Consider the following 15,572-nt stretch of genomic DNA (forward strand, 5'->3'; position numbering starts at 1 on the left):
TGAACTGAATTTTCTCCTTTTTGCTCTCATAGTTCCACTAATTTAAGATTAAAAATTAAATTTTAACAGTGGCCCTAATTCTGGGGAGTATTATACACAACATTAACCTTATTGAAAGAGAAAGACAGAAATATGTAAACGAGAATTTATCGAAAAGCATATCGGCATCTTCTTTAAAAAAACAGGCGTATCTAGATAGCTTAATGCAGTTTGGTACAGCATTGAAAAACCAGATAAGGGGGGACAACTCTATTTCGGATCACTATCGCCAAATACTAATCAACTATTTTTCCCTTTTTGAAATTACGCAACGCATGTGGTTTGACACTCAAGTCGATATCGATAGACTCAACAATGGAAAGAGTATCGTTATAGACTCAACATTATCCAATACTTTTAGCGATTTGAGCCTGCATCCCAATTATATTGATAATCCATCCTATACATGGTATTTGAGTTATAGATTGATACCAATTTTCGATGAAATTCTAAATTACCGTTTTGAGTATGGAGTAAAAATTGGCGAATATGAATACATTAAAGGAGCCATTGTCAAAGACACAAAATTGAATGATTATCAAGAATTGCTAATGGCTTTTTTTGTAGCTCATATGTCGCAGGATAGCCGTATGGATTATGATTTGGAGGTGAAACTTATAAATTTGTTTCAAAAGGATTATCCTCAATCAAAATACTTAAAGGGGTTAAATGATATCCTTAAGGATTACAACGAATTGAAAACTGGGATGCCTATGAAGGACTTAGAGATGCGAGATATCAATGGAAAGGCATTTAAACTTTCCGATCTCAAGGGAAATCTTGTCTATATAGATGTCTGGGCAACTTGGTGTGGACCTTGTGTAGGTGAATTCCCCTACTCTGTAAAGCTCACGAAAAGATATTCAAACCAACCCGATTTAAAATTCCTTTATGTATCGGTAGATGAGGACACAGATAAATGGAAGAAGTTTTTAGAAAAAAATTCACAAATCAAAGGATTTCATGGCATTCAAAATTCCGAGTTTTTAGCGGATTCCAATCATGTCACTAAATTATATAAAATCAATGGAATTCCCAGATACATTCTGATTGATAAAGATGGAAAAATTGTAACTGCTAACGCCAAACGGCCCTCTGAATTGTTATCTAATAATTATTTAGATTCTCTCTTATTACTCTGATTGGGGAGAAATTTAAGCTGGATCTTTTCAGCAAAATGGAACCTAATTTATTAACCCGTTAAGATTATTCGACAATTAATGATTCGAATCAATAATTAATACGAAAATTGTTCTTAACTGCTTGAATCCTTAGGCCAGTTTGTAGCTTAAACATAGACACATGAATCAATCAAGAATACCCTATATTTATTCTAGCTGTATTTAGCATTTTTCTTATAACTGAGTGTATACTATACAAATCCCTTATCTAGAAAATCTACCAATTGTTACAAAAAAAATATTATTTGGTCAAAAATTACAATTGAACCAATTATCGAGGCGAATTGAACGAATTTTCTGAACTATTCTTTTATATAATTTAATTATACTTGCAGCTCAAATGAGTTGTCTCATGCAAAAAACCATTTTATTCTTACCGGCCGCCATTCACAGCCACGTCCTGTCTTCGCTTTTTGTGGCTGGGTTGCTGAGGGAGGACTTTGTCATCATATATAGTACCCATTTCGGAATGGGCTTGGTTAAAGATTATTCTGGTTTTAGATCACCAGGTTCCAACTTTACGCCCGCTGGTGTGAGCTCGCTAGTGTAAATGCCACGGCAACCGTTTTTATCAATGGTATTCTGTTACCCAAGGCCTTTCAAATATAAGATCTGGGCAGTATTGTAAGCGTTTTAAACCAAAAAAATGCAATCGTATCCATCACCTAAGGATTTTCGAAAGTGAGTAATATATTTTTTAAACCTTAAAACCTTAGCAACCATGAGTTTTTCTAGCTTTAGTCCCTTTGCATTAACAAGGGGGGAAATGAAGAATGTTGTTGGGGGGGCGGGTGTGGTCGGAAGCTTAATGGGGTTTGGTATCCTTCTAGTACAGGATTAGCTTCCATTAAGGCTTTTTTGGGCAAATATGTTAAAGGGACGTATGATAATCATCCTGGATACGTGTATTCTCCTGATGGATTTACTGGGTATACTTCGGGAAGTTTGGAAGGAACCGTAACTAATTGGTGATGTAGTAGTTGTTATTGGAATAATAAATATTGCTAATACATAGAAAGAAGAAAATATTAAAGTTATTTTATAATAACCACCGGTTATAATGATAATTCGGTTAATAATTTCAGCTTGGCTGTTGACTTCCTGTGGGGTGGACGAAAGTAATCATCAGGTTACGGTTCCTACTGTATTAAAGAACTCCGTATCTACCGACTCTACATGTATCATTTATAAGGCTCCGACTGATTCTAGGCTGATTATATCTTTCATTAATGAATATGGCGACCCTGTAGAATATTCATTAGTAGATAATGCTGCAACCCTGTTCGAAAATTCCAATTTTCGAACAGGGTTTATTAAAAATAGCACTAGCCAAATTACCATTCCATTGTTTCCAGGAGATAGCATTGAAATAGATCTTCAAAAACCAGGTTTTAAATGGACCTCTTTTAAGCACACTTTCAAGAAAGCAGATACCACATTTTTAAAACTATTTCAACAAAAGCATCCTAGCCTTTTAGAATTATATTCAGTAAAGAGAGATTCCATTTTTGGTAGCTCTAGAAGGAGCCCAGTAGGAGTTCAATCAGTCAGAGAAAGTATAAAATCTAATGTGAAATTTTTAACTCAATTTAAGGAGACTAGTTACCGTATATACAGTTTAAAAGTCAACTATCTAGAGCATCTAATCCATCAGGATAGTATTCAATATGAGCTTTATGGCTTGTATAAAACTATTGCGACATCTCAATATTTAAACGATCTCATATTATGCAGCAGTAATAGCGATAACCTACAATTCCTCACAGAACTGGACATTTTTTTTAGGAACACAGATCCTGATCTAATGAAATATGATCCAGGCATTTATAAAGAATGTATAAAGAGTTATGGAATAGAAGTTCTTCAGAAAAGGTATAGTAAACAAGACAATACTGGAGCTAACCAGTTCGACTTCTCCATACTTTTTGATTCGGCACAAAATCATTTGAATGGGAAGGAGCTAGACTATCTAAGGTATTTTTGTACTCAACAAATAGAGGAACAAAACCTGACTAGCATATACCAAACCTATCTATTAAAGCTAATACAATCATCACGGGACCAACTATTTAAAAAGTATCTAGAAACAAGAATTAAGCCTAAAAATTATGCAGTTGGTCGCGATATCTTTTATGATGAAAATTCATTGTCCAAAAATCTAGATTCTTTGATATTCAGTAATAAAAAGAAATATTGCCTTGTCGACATATGGGCTTCTTGGTGCCTGCCCTGTATAGAGTCGATACCTGAAATCAATAAACGGTTAAGCTTTAAAACAAATAGTGATATCAATGTTATTTACATATCATTGGATCATGATCAAATAAAATGGAAAAATGCGTCATTACGGCACAATCTAAATTACCATGGTATCAGTCTATTATTACAAAACCCCAGGGATAGTAAATTTGTAAAATTCTACGCAATTAAGGAAATTCCTAGATATCTTTTATTTGATCAATATGGCAAATTATTAGCGTCAAATAACTCAATGAGTTCTATTTACAATTTTATAGAAGCACAAGAAAAGTAATACGAGCAAAACCATCCATATATGGGTGTAATACAATTTTAGTGGAACGTATTGACGCATCAGACTTTTTTATGTCCTATAAATTTAGTTCCATCAAAAACGATACGGCTGCTACCAATATAATTCAAAGGGAAGAAAAAAAATTCTTGACCAAAATGGGAATACCTTGGACAGGCTTAAGCAGGAATCAAACTGGATCTATTGCCAATAGGGATAGTTTACTCAAAAATTATGAACATATCATTGATCAATTGAAGGATTCACCTCACCTTATGCTTTATCGTCGATTTTGTTCTGAGTGGTTGGTAAAATACATCTGTATTTCCAACCTCGAAGCATTTTACGATCTGAGTACTTCTAATAACAGACTGCTATTCTTTTTAAATGAAATGAAAATGAGTGAGAGTAGAAACATTGAACTTGTTTACACCTCCTTTCTAAAACTTCAGTATTGTAATAGTTATAAAAAAATCTGTACAAATCTGAACTGTTTTCACTAAACTATGAGTATTTTCTTCATAAGGATATTGTTCGCTGGATGGTACTTGTTAAAACGCTTCCTTATGCCCCCCTTTTTCTTTCGGCGCTTGCAATAGACGACTTGCTAGGGATATATTTTGAAAACCTAAATGCCAACAATTTAATATTCTTTCTTTTTTTAGAACAATAAATGATGGTAATTATGCCAAATAAACCATCACGACTGTTTACAAGCTATGAAAAGAAGAACCTTTGTAACCTATACGGCTAAAACTATCTGCGCTATGCCTGCTCTTGGGGCGCTTACCCTTCAACCAATTGTTGGGGCACCGACGGTCCAAAAACCGGGATGGCTAGTCTCCTTGATTCGATTAAATGATAGCAATTATGACCGATATAAGAAAAGTAAGGTTAGCAACAGGAGTGAATTTGCTTATGGCGGATATAAAGATGGTAATGAAATACCAAACGCTCATTCGACAATCAGTTATATCATATTCGCTTCCGTGGCTTTGCTTTCGCCGGAGAGTAAATATTATAAGTCCAAAGCCGTCGCGGATGAGCTAACAGAGGCATTGAACTATTTGATCAAAATCCAGCATAGCGATGGTACCCTCGATTTGCTGTCTACCAATTTCCACTCTACTCCCGATGTGGGTTTTATGGTGACGTGGTTGACGCCATTTTATCGTATGCTAAAAAAAGCAAAAGAGCCGCTACACCAGGCTTCATTAACTGTATTGGAAACGTTTTTACTGCGATGCGGGGAGGCATTGACCCATGGAGGCATTCACACGCCTAACCATCGATGGGTCGTTTCTGCGGCATTAACAGAATTAAATAAGACATGACCTAACAAGAAGTATGTCGGTCGGGCTGAAGAATGGCTAGCAGAAAAAATAGATATCGATCAGGATGGGCAGTTTACCGAGCGCAGTACCTTTGTGTATTCCCCATTAACAAACCGGGTGCTGATTACCATTGCGGAGGGATTGAACAAACCCGAAATTTTTGACGCAGTACGAAAAAATTTAGAGATGAATGTATTTTACGTACACAATAATGGGGAAGTGGTAACGGAAGCCTCGGATAGGCAGGATAAATCTGTCGTAGGCACCATGGAAGGTTACTACTATCCTTACCGATATATGGCTTTAAAGGATAAAAATCCAACTTTTGCTGCAATGGCCAAAATGATTGAAGATTCTGTAATCGACAAAATAGGTGCCCAAATCGCCTATTTCTTAGAAGACGAAAATTTATGGAAAGAATTGCCAACCCCAGCAACTTTGCCCAGCAACTATGTGAAAGTTTTTCCGATATCGGGACTGGTTCGTGTACGTAAGACCCATTGGGATGCTACTATCATCTCTCGAAATCCAGTGTTTCTAACTTTTTATAAGGGAAATGCGGTATTACAGGGGGTTCGTTTTGCCGCATCTTTTTTTGGTAAAGGTCAGTTTCAAACCACGGAGATCGTAGCTGATGGAAAAGATTGGCAATTAAGTCAAACTTTGGAAGGTCCTTATTATCAGCCTTATCCAAAAGAAAAAATCCCGGGAGATGGGGATTGGAAAAAACTAAGTCGTGCAGATAGAAAACAAAGTGAAATCCAGCAGTACAAGGCTCAAGCAACCATCAGGGAAGTCGCCGAGGGTATTGAAGTGGACATTGATATTTCGGGTACAGACGGGGTGCCAGTAAGTGTAGAATTCGTTTTCCGCGAAGGGGGTGAATTGAAAAACGTTACCTCCGTTAATCAAGAGAAAAAATCTTTTTTGCTGGAAGATGGGGCCATGGGGACCTTTACTAAGGGATCGGACAGCATACAATTTGGTCCTGGCTTGTCAAAACACAGGGCTTTTGAACTTCGAGGAGCATTACCCAAAATGGATGCACCTACCGTTTATCTGACCGGCTTTACTCCCTTTAAACATACATTGAAATTATCATAAAGAGGAAGGATCTGCCTTTTGTAGACCTACATTTTCCGTTAAAAATGTCTTTCCAGTTAGGCTTTGAATTATAAATTTGGTCAATAAAAAACGATGGATTGGTGGCTTTTCCCATGCTTGTCGGCTATTTGTAGTATATATTTTCCGGTCGATAGGGGGTGCAAAGGCCGTATTTTGATTAAACCGATTATAGCGTTGGTATCGATATGAATAGGATGCACGCGCCCCTGCAAATCATAGAGCTGGAATAGGGGTTGGTTTCCTTCCTGGCGGGGACGGATATAGAAATGTTGGTCTACTACAGGGTTAGGGAAGGCCGTATACTGGTCGGTGCCTGGGGTTCCAAAGGCTACGACCTGTCCTCCAGAGGCGTAGCTGCCGTCCTGATATTGGTATACAATTTCGTAATAGACGGTTTGATGGGTGGTTTCTGTGTCTATATAACTATAAACAAAAGAATTATTTCTGTTTTCAATGGCTCCAAAAATATGAAGGTCGGAGTAGTGAATTCGATCCACACTTTTTCTTAATATCACTTTGTCGAGTCCAGGATCTGCCGACAAGAGCCAGGAAATTTCGGTACCGTTGGTTTTTTTGTTCGTTTTCAGGCCTCTGGTGAGTAAATTGCTGCTGCCGTTGGTCACCACGTCAAATGGAGCCGAAGTTCCACCAATTAGCCGTTGGTCTTTGGTGACTAATCGTATGCGGTAGCTGCCGGGGCCTAGGGTTTTGGGTAGGCCAATAGTGATGGGGCTCGTAGCATCCTCGCCCACATATCCCACAAAGGCTCCCTGAGCTGAAAGCAGTTCGGCCACAATTGGGAGCTGATTCAGGGAATCAATGGTGATCGAAAAGGGCATTGCGAATAGGGCGCCTGGGTAGGTTTGACTCGGTACCAGGCCTCCATAAAGATAGGCCTGCGGCTGAAAGGGGGCCATGTCAGAGAAAAACCGATCCGATAGACTCCTGTTCCAGGCCTGAGCCGCCAGTGTTAAGCCTTGAACGCCATTGGGGACATTTTCAAAATGACCATGACCGGGCCGCGGAACCTGGATGGTGTCCGAGTTGGGTCCTGGCCAGGTATTGAACCCCACTAGGGTGCCTAATGCCTTTTGAGCGGATATTACTGGGGGGTATGGTTCGTTTTCGTTAAAAGTGACCGTCGACTGGCCTATTACCCACGGGATGGGCTGGGGATAGTCCGTTCTCGATTGGTCGATCAGGAATTTGATATTATCGAAATAGCTATTTTGATCTATTCCCAGATCGTACGCATCGTTTTCGCCATGCGACCAGAGTACCGCTCGGATGCCCAGCCAGGAATGGAAATACCGCAATGAATTAACAATATTGGTGTAGGGCTGCCTGTAGGGCCAGTTACGCCCCACATAATGGTTGTAGGTATCCTGGCCCGAAGCAGCCTCCTTATAGTTCATAGAGTTGGCCGCCGCCCAGCCGGCATTCACAAACAATACGGGGGTGCCATAGCGCTGGTAAATATGGTCGCCCAGCTCACCCCATAGCCAGGAGGTTTCTCCGGCAGGATAGGCATAATGGTCGCTATGCAAGGGACTGAACTTTGGTGCATGCATGGGTTGGTCCTTGGCCACGGTGATATTATAGGCGTCCAAATGCTTATTGACCGAATCGAAGCTAATGACGTTATCACTGGCCGACTTAGCCCCTAAGTCTTGTACCCCCATGGCATTGGAGTTGCCGGCAATCAGAAATACTTCGCCGATTCCTACCCTTTCTACGGTGGTGGTATCTTCCGTCCCGTCGGGTCGTGTACCGATAGCTATCAGGCGGTACCAGCCACTTTGTTGTTTCAAAGTGGTACGTATAAGTCCTTGCGTCAATTGTTCCTGGGGGACTGTTATCTGGACGGTACGTCGACCGGCGGGGGAGAGGGGCGCCAAGGATAGGGAAATGCGCTGATAGGGGTATAGGGCATAGCCACTGATGGCACAAGTGGCCGAGTCGCCCAGGTTCCGTTGTACGACTTGCTGTGGAATGGGGCTCGTCAGGACGATCTGTCCAAAGGAGTGCTTTGAGGCCCATCCATTTGCCACTAGGCCCAGGAAGATATATAGTATACGGTACTTCATATGCGGTTGTTTGGTGTGTTTCGCCGTGGGAAGTTACATAGAATTGCCGAATCACTTAGGAGGAATGGCATACCGGTGCCCTAATTCCTTGTCCAAGGAAAGGTCCTAAAGATTACTCTAAGCCCGCTGTATCACCTGAGGTGAAGTCGATATGGAATACATGGCTTCCCTGGGTGTAGGCATAGGTGATAGGCCAGCCATAGTACCGACATATTTCATGTGCTATGGCCAATCCTAATCCATTGCCACTGTCGGGCCGGGTAGCCTGGCCGAATCGGCTATAAAGCTCCTTCTCGATAAGGGGCGCCTGGCCAGGATTTTTTATAAAAAGGTCGTTATTATTGAGTTGGAGGCCGATGACAGATTTTGGAGGACTGTATTTACAGGCATTTTGAATGAGGTTATTCAGCAGGATTTGAACGAGCGTCGGGTCGGCCATTAAGGGTGCTGCGGGCTCGACGGCCAGCAGGAATTCGGGGTGTTTATATTCATAAAGTTCTTCAAACCGCTCTACCGCTGCATGTATCTCCTCTTCCAAGTCGACCGGTACTGGATTTTGGAATTGATGGTTTTCAATTTTGGCCAGTAGGAGCAAGTTTTTATTGATTTTAGCGACCCGGTTTAGCGATTCGGTAGCCGAGGTAATCAGCTGGGCCTGAGTGGCCGTCAGCTCCTTCTGTTGAAGCAGTAAGTCGAGCTTACTTTTAATAATGGCCAGTGGAGTCTGTAATTCATGAGAGGCATTTTCGGTGAATCTTTTTTGGAGCTGAAAGGATTTAATATTCCTGTCGATAAGTGCTTGTAATGATTTTTGAAGGGTGTCAAACTCTTTTATCTGGGTAGGTGGAAAGTCGATTTGGGCTTGATTGTTGAGCTGAAACCGTTGAAGTTGGTCGATGGTTTGATAAAACGGATTCCACAGTTTTAACGATGTCCTTCTATTGAGGTAAATAAATCCTCCTAGCAATAAGACTAAAAAAAAGATGGCCACAGCCGCTATGATACCGATGGTCTCGTCGACCTCCTCCATATTGGTCTCTATGGTAAGCCGGTAGCTTTGTCCATGGATGGTGATAAAAGTGACGAGCCCTCGAAATTGTTCCCTATCCTGCATGAAGTCGTCGAAGCGGATTTCGGAATATCGCCGATCGGGGGCGATCTCGGCCTCGGCCACTCTCTTTAGATGGAACCCTGGCTCCAAGTGGTTGAGCATCCTAATATTTTCGGCCATGTCCACTTGGCTGGCATCGAGTCCGTTGAGTCGATTGGTGATTTTGGTTTTTATAGCGCTGTGGTGCTTGTCGAGCTCGTTGGTCCAGGTATAGTCGATGATGAGGTAATAGGCAGGGATGCTCCCTGCGAGTACCACCAACGAATAGATGATCAGGGGGTTAAGGCTTCTGTCGAGTAGCTTTTTCATAGTTCCCATTTATAACCTGTACCATATATGGTTTTTAAGTATTGTCCATAATCGTAGAGATTCAGTTTCTTTTTGAGGTTTTTGATGTGGGCATACACGAAGTCGTGGTTGTCGAGCATATCGGCAAAGTCTCCTGAGAGGTGCTCGGCCAAGGCACTTTTCGAAATTACCCTATTTTTGTTTTGAATCATATACAATAATAGCTCATATTCCTTTTTGGTAAGCACCAACTCTCCGTCGCGAATGGTCACTTTTTTGGCTAGCACATCTATTTCCAAATCGTTTTGATGTATGGATTGTTTCTGATTCAGGCTCCGTCGTCTAAGGATGGACTGTATCCGAGCCGATAATTCGGACAAATGAAAGGGTTTGGCCAGATAGTCGTCGGCCCCGAGTTGTAGGCCTGTGATTTTATCGTCTATGGCATTTTTTGCCGAAATGATGATGACGCCCTCATCTGGGTGATATAGCCTGATATGTTTCAATATATGCAACCCGTTTCCATCTGGAAGCATGATATCCAGAATGATACAGTCGAACTGGCATTCTTCGATATTTGCCATGGCGGCCTCGAAGCTAGGCGCCTTGGTACATTGGTACTCCTGAGCGGATAGGTACTCCTCCATGCTTTTCAATAGCTCCAATTCGTCTTCAATAATTAGTATTTTCATGATCGGTTTTATGGGGGTAGGGTAGGTAAGGCATCTTGGCTATGGGATAATGGAGCCTAATGATACCCTTATTAGGCTTACCTCGGCGAGGAATAAACGTCGGAACCACTTTTTAACTTGCGACGCTAGAGTAGATTTTGTCCTATTTTGAGTCTTTCTATTTGACGATAGAATAGATCCTCGGAAAAATTGTATTTTATGGACGATGTGTTAGTGGTATAGTTCGCATTTTCCAGTCTTTATTAAGTAATCCAGGTCTGTTCGGCTCTTTAGTAGGTCCGAAACTGGATATATGCCTAGCGGACCATATATCATAATTAACCTTTTTAATGTATTTTCTTACCATGTTTCAAGTTATTTCATTTTTGTCCAGTCATAAAGGAAAGTTTGCCTGGGGAATCCTGCTTGGAGCTACCGTGCTATTAACCGCCTATCGCCATCAGCAACAGGGGTTTAGTACGGAAGCCGATAGTCTTAAAATTGGATCTTTTGTCGAAAAGGATTTTCCTTTTATATCAACCCCTATGGATGGGCGTTCGCTGGGAGCGGGATTTCCGACCAATAATTTGGCGGCGCGTACCCTGGCGGTCAAGCTAGGCGATGAGGCGTTTTTTACCTTCGATACCGATCTGTTGCGGTGGTCGATAGCTTGGACCAAGGAGTTCGTTCCTATGGCATTAATGGCTCAAGTATCTTACAGCGATTTTTTTAATAAGAGCAATCAGCTGGCCACCATAGCCGGTGACCCCAAATTGGCCACAGGGCATTACGCCGGTTGGAAGGCCGGGTCCTCGGCCCGGCTAGGTGAGGCCATTGCCGAGCGGTGGGGAGCCCTTCCCGAAGCCGAAGGCCGTTGGAACGGGGTGTATACCTTAGGGCCCAAAATTGTGTTGGATTATTCGGTGGCTAGCGCAAAAGTAAAAGAGTACCCGAGTCACCTTAAGTTCGACGATCAAATCGCCTTCACCAGAAGCCTGAAAATAGATCAGATGAATGAGGACCTATGGCTGGTAGCGGCACATATTGCCAATGGGAAAAAGGTGGAGCAAAAAAGAAATATGATCTATATCTATCAGGGAGCGCGCCAAGATACGGTAACGGCGATCAGTTTTATAGGTAAAAAAGTAAAAAATGCCCAACTACGGGTACAAGGAGACAGCCTTTTGGCGGTACAGTTTTCTGGTGCGGCGACTTGGGATGGTTCCATAGCGATATGGAAGGGGCCAATAGGCCTCGTCGGCGACTTCGAAAAAGCATGTAAGAAGGCTAAGATAGATTTTCCTGCCTATGCGCCAGGAGGTCCGGGTTATTGGAAAAAAACCATAACCACTCAAGGTGTATTGTCGCCCGATACGGCCGCCTATGTTACCGACAAACTGACCTTGCCACTTCCTAACCCATGGAAAAGGAATGTCAGGGTGTCCGATATCGCCTTTTTTAAGGATGGACGTGCGGCAGTCATCACCTTTGAGGGGGATGTCTGGATCGTGAATGGACTCGACAAAGGATTGAGTAATTTACAATGGAAACGCTTCGCCTCGGGCCTTAATGAAACCTTGAGTATTGAGGTAGTCGACGAATCCGTCCTCGTATTTAGTAGGGGAGGTATCGCCAAGTTGCACGATTTGAATGCCGATGGCGAGGCCGATTATTATGAGAATTTTTCGAATGCCATGTCCCAGTCGGCTGAGGGCCGCGAATGGGCGGGTGATCTGGTACATGCCAAAGATGGAAGCTATTACTTGGCTATGGGGGGAAGCTTAAGCAATGGTCCCGGCGTTACTGAGCAGGTAGCCAAGGGATTCCGAAAAGGGGCAGCACTCAACGGGACGATCATTCAGCTGTCCTCCGATGGTAAGCGGGTGGGTGTAATCGCCACCGGATTAAGAGGGCCCTATCTGGGCTACCATCCCGAAAAGGATATCTTGACGGCCTCCGACCAACAAGGGAATTTTGTCCCTTCCACCCCATTATTTGTAGTCAAAAAAGGAGATTATTATGGGGTATCTCCTACGGTTCATCGGGACGACAATCCGCCCATTGCCCCGCCACTTACTTGGATTCCGCATCATATCGACCAATCGGCCATTGGCCAGGCATGGATCACCGGAGGGAAGATGGGGCCATTGAATGGCGATCTGATCCATTTTTCCTATGGCCGTCCCGGTTTGTTTAGAGTACTCATCGATAGTAGTTCACGGGTGCTTCAAGGAGGGGTAGTGGCTATCAATGCGGACTATCCAGCTCCCACGTCCAAAGGGGCCGTTAGCCCGGCCGACGGCCAGTTGTACGTTGCAGGTTTTAACTTGTGGGGCTCTAAGTCCAAAGGGCTGAGTGCACTCCTTCGCTTACGCTATACGGGTAAGGATAGTTATATGCCCAATCATTTCCGGGCAGGAAAAGAGGGGGTCGTGTTAGGGTTCGACAGTGAGCTAGACGCTGAGTCGGTCCTGAAAGCCGCTAATTTCACAGTCAAAAGGTACAATTATAAGCGCACCGACGCCTACGGATCGGGGCATTTTAAGCTCGATGGGAGCACGGGAGAGGAACCCATGGCTGTACGTGGTGCCTATCTTTCGGCCGACAAAAAGCATGTGTTATTGCTGATCCCCAACATGGTAGAGGTGGAGCAGATGGAACTGGCTTACGATATAAGGGCCAAAGACGGGCATGCCATGCAAGATGGCTTTTATTTTACGATCAACAGTGTAGATCCTTTGAATTTGAAGACCTTTGGGTTTGAAAATGTGGACCTGGCCTTGCTAACCAAACCCATGGAGCAGGCCGAAGGGGTGAAGCAGGAACAAGCCACGGTGGCCCGAGGCAAAAAGGTGTTTCAGACGATGGCCTGTGCAGGGTGTCACTCCGAAGGTACCCGTACCAAGGGCATGTATGGCCCGCCGTTTCAGGGATTGTATGGTACCATCCGCCAGTTTGAAGACGGATCCAGCACCAAGGTCGACGATGCCTATTTACGTGAATCGATCTTAGAGCCTGCCAAAAAAATTGTGAAGGGCTATAGCCCAGAGATGCCTTCCTTCGAAGGGATATTGTCGGATACCGATATCGCTTCCGTGAGTCTGTATATTCAGTCATTGGGAGAAAAACAATAAGGCTAATTCTCGTTTACTTCCCTTTATCTAGAGATTCCCGAGCCTGCCTTCCGCTAAAAGGAACGGCGGTGCCGGGAATCTTTTGGTTTAAATAATAGACCAAATTCGAGTAGCTTACAGCGGTAAGGTTCCTTTAGGGAAGGGAAGTACACCTTCCTTTATCGTTGTTTTTAACTTAACCTTCATGCAAAAATTGTATTCGAAACCCCTGTTAGCCCTGCTTGTAATGGGTGGAATTTCGGGCCTAAGTGCCTATAAAAGTGTACCTGGCCCTGGTAAAGAACTGCCCAATGAGGCGAAAGAAATTAAGTTGCCCGCTGGCTTTCAAGCCCAGGAATTAGCGACGGGACTGGGTGCGGCACGCCACCTGGCTGTCAACAAAGTAGGGGATATTTATGTGAGACTCTCCAAGTTGAAAGATGGCCATGGGATGTATGTGTTGAAAGATAGAAATGGGGATGGCGTGTTAGAAGACAAAACCTTGTTAGGGGATTATGCTGGCACCGGTGTTGCCATCCATAAGGGATATCTGTATACCTCGTCAAATTCGGCCGTGTTTCGGTATAAGCTCAACGCCCAGGAGGAACTCGCTCCGGGTACTGTCGCCGAAACGCTCGTGACGGGCCTAGCCGACCATGGTCGCGACAATGCCAAGCCGCTGACGCTCGATCATAAGGGGAATCTGTATGTTACGGTGGGCTCTTATAACGACAACTGCAGAGGGGAAGGACAGGCCATGGGGATGTCGCCATGTACCGTCTTGGATTCGGCAGGTGGTATCTGGAAGTTTCGTGCCGACAAGGCCAATCAGACCTTCGGAGATGGGAAACGGTATATCACCGGAATAAAAAATGCGGTGGGCTTAGACTGGAATTTTAAAACCAAATCTTTATACGCCACCAGTCATGGCCGAGGAAGGTTCGACGATAAATTCCCTCAATATTATACCGCCAAACAAAGCGCTGAGCTCCCAGCCGAAACTTTGTACAAATTAAAAGACGGGGATGATGCCGGTTGGCCTACCATCTATTACGATCAATTTCAAAGTAAAAAAATGTTAGCTCCCGAATACGGTGGTGATGGTAAGAAAACCGCTGGAGAGCAGGCCATAGACCCTATAGCAGCCTTTCCAGCGCATTTAGCCCCCAATGACCTGTTGTTTTATACGGGCAATATGTTCCCCGATCGCTACAAGAATGGCGCCTTTATTGCCTTTCATAACCAGTCTCCCGAACTTAAAAAAGGGTACTTCGTAGCTTTTGTGCCCTTTGTGAATGGAAAGGCAGGAGCTTGGGAGATATTTGCCGATAACTTTGCGGGCGTGAATCTTGAAAGTCCTGAAGGTCCCGTACAGCATAGGCCTTGTGGCCTGGCACAAGGTCCCGATGGGGCCCTGTATGTATGCGACGATTTGAACGGATCCTTATTTAAAATTACCTATTCCAAATAGATTTAATTGGATAAAGGGCTCGACAAACCTTCCCAAAAAAGGGCTTGTCGAGCCCTTTTAATGTCTTAGGCTTTCGATGGTGGGCTTAATGGCACAGCTGAAGTTCTTCTTGAAGGGACTCAACCCGATTGCCTTCATAGTCGCAGAGCAACATTTTTGTTTTAGCAATAGACAGTACCGTCTCTACATTATTGATAAGGCTTAGAATCATACATTCCATGGTGAATCCTTTTTCTTCGACCTCTGTAATGCGCACAAATATCCGCGCTGGCTCTGGGAATTGTAAGGGATGATGCACCTCTAGCCGGGTCTCTTGTTCAAAAAAAGCCATTTGTTTCCACTTCCCTTTAAACTTCCTGATCAGATAAAACAGTCGGCCCTGTTTCATTAACCTTCCAAAGGCTTCTTCTTTGGCATAGTTGAGGGAAAATAGTAGACTCCAATTAATATCCAGTGGCATACTAAAATCAAATCGGTCCTTCTCCTTAACGAAACTAAGCATGTATATTGTTTTTATTTGAGTGTGATAAATATTGTTTACAGAGCAAACTAAGAAAGAATTTGCAAAGACTTGTCTTATTTTGTCTACCCTCAAAAGTAATTATTTTAGCTGAACTTTGTT

The 15,572-nt window shown here is 43.2% G+C and carries 11 protein-coding genes; 7 read left to right on the plus strand and 4 right to left on the minus strand.

Annotation, left to right across the window (positions count from 1 at the left end; genetic code table 11):
• The first annotated feature begins 68 nt into the window (after positions 1 to 68).
• The 5 genes from CLV98_RS20025 (at position 69) to CLV98_RS24090 (ending at position 6,188) form a co-directional block, all read left to right on the plus strand.
• Positions 69 to 1,181, plus strand: coding sequence for a TlpA family protein disulfide reductase (locus tag CLV98_RS20025; RefSeq protein ID WP_109677336.1), 1,113 nt, complete (start codon positions 69 to 71; stop codon positions 1,179 to 1,181).
• 391 nt (positions 1,182 to 1,572) lie between these two features.
• Positions 1,573 to 1,770 carry a hypothetical protein gene (locus tag CLV98_RS20030; protein WP_109677338.1) on the plus strand — a complete coding sequence of 66 codons (198 nt, stop codon included), beginning with the start codon at positions 1,573 to 1,575 and terminating at the stop codon, positions 1,768 to 1,770.
• Between the two features lie 510 nt (positions 1,771 to 2,280).
• Positions 2,281 to 3,753: a TlpA family protein disulfide reductase gene (locus tag CLV98_RS20035; protein ID WP_109677340.1), complete on the plus strand. Its 1,473-nt coding sequence runs from the start codon at positions 2,281 to 2,283 to the stop codon at positions 3,751 to 3,753.
• A gap of 716 nt (positions 3,754 to 4,469) precedes the next feature.
• On the plus strand, positions 4,470 to 5,084 hold the full coding sequence (locus CLV98_RS24085) for a hypothetical protein (RefSeq protein ID WP_310588740.1): 615 nt from the start codon (positions 4,470 to 4,472) through the stop codon (positions 5,082 to 5,084).
• Between the two features lie 297 nt (positions 5,085 to 5,381).
• Positions 5,382 to 6,188 (plus strand): hypothetical protein, encoded by an 807-nt coding sequence (locus CLV98_RS24090; protein ID WP_310588741.1) that lies wholly within the window; start codon positions 5,382 to 5,384, stop codon positions 6,186 to 6,188.
• An 80-nt stretch (positions 6,189 to 6,268) separates the two neighbouring features.
• Here CLV98_RS24090 and CLV98_RS20050 read toward each other — a convergent pair whose 3' ends face one another.
• From CLV98_RS20050 to CLV98_RS20060, 3 genes are all read right to left on the minus strand, one after another.
• Positions 6,269 to 8,296 carry a sialate O-acetylesterase gene (locus tag CLV98_RS20050; protein ID WP_109677344.1) on the minus strand — a complete coding sequence of 676 codons (2,028 nt, stop codon included), beginning with the start codon at positions 8,294 to 8,296 and terminating at the stop codon, positions 6,269 to 6,271.
• Positions 8,297 to 8,408: 112 nt separating this feature from the next.
• On the minus strand, positions 8,409 to 9,716 hold the full coding sequence (locus CLV98_RS20055) for a sensor histidine kinase (RefSeq protein WP_158281300.1): 1,308 nt from the start codon (positions 9,714 to 9,716) through the stop codon (positions 8,409 to 8,411).
• A complete protein-coding gene (locus tag CLV98_RS20060; RefSeq protein WP_109677348.1) occupies positions 9,713 to 10,387 on the minus strand; it encodes a response regulator transcription factor in 675 nt (224 codons plus the stop codon). Before CLV98_RS20060 ends, CLV98_RS20055 begins: the two co-directional genes overlap by 4 nt.
• A 344-nt stretch (positions 10,388 to 10,731) precedes the next feature.
• Between CLV98_RS20060 and CLV98_RS20065 the strand changes: the two genes are divergently transcribed.
• Positions 10,732 to 13,500 carry a DUF6797 domain-containing protein gene (locus CLV98_RS20065; protein WP_109677492.1) on the plus strand — a complete coding sequence of 923 codons (2,769 nt, stop codon included), beginning with the start codon at positions 10,732 to 10,734 and terminating at the stop codon, positions 13,498 to 13,500.
• A gap of 184 nt (positions 13,501 to 13,684) precedes the next feature.
• A complete protein-coding gene (locus CLV98_RS20070; RefSeq protein WP_109677351.1) occupies positions 13,685 to 14,950 on the plus strand; it encodes a PQQ-dependent sugar dehydrogenase in 1,266 nt (421 codons plus the stop codon).
• An 85-nt stretch (positions 14,951 to 15,035) separates the two neighbouring features.
• Here the strand turns inward: CLV98_RS20070 and CLV98_RS20075 are convergent, their stop codons facing one another.
• A complete protein-coding gene (locus CLV98_RS20075) occupies positions 15,036 to 15,452 on the minus strand; it encodes a thioesterase family protein (RefSeq protein ID WP_109677353.1) in 417 nt (138 codons plus the stop codon).
• Positions 15,453 to 15,572 lie beyond the last annotated feature (120 nt).

Origin of the sequence: Dyadobacter jejuensis (assembly GCF_003149085.1) — a bacterium.
Classification (GTDB): domain Bacteria; phylum Bacteroidota; class Bacteroidia; order Cytophagales; family Spirosomataceae; genus Dyadobacter; species Dyadobacter jejuensis.